Here is a 341-nt window from a genome sequence, read left to right on the forward strand (position 1 = left end):
GAGTAGTTCAATCAACTATCTCTTACAGAAATCAATGAACAAGTGGTTTTCTATGTTATACATGCATAAAGTTTTTTCGGTACCTCATACTAATCATGATTTCTAGAAAAAATCATGATTAAAAGTGAGGTTCAGAAATGGAAAATTCTTTTATCTCAAGCGCCGACGTGCAGCAAAGTGCATGGCAAGCGTTACATGACAGAGGTGTACATATTGAAGACATTGCGAAGTTAACATACTTTTTACAGGAGAAGTATGTACCGGATTTAACAATAGAAAATTGCATCGAGAATGTAAAGCATGTAATGGGAAAAAGGGAAGTACAGAATGCTTTATTAACG

General features: G+C 34.6%; 1 pseudogene. It reads left to right on the top strand.

The features are described from left to right. Positions 1-137: 137 nt before the first annotated feature. A pseudogene (locus JDS96_RS30875) lies at positions 138-341 on the top strand (phosphatidylglycerophosphatase A); the annotation flags it as partial.

Source organism: Bacillus cereus group sp. N21, from assembly GCF_016483395.1.
GTDB classification, from domain to species: domain Bacteria; phylum Bacillota; class Bacilli; order Bacillales; family Bacillaceae_G; genus Bacillus_A; species Bacillus_A pseudomycoides.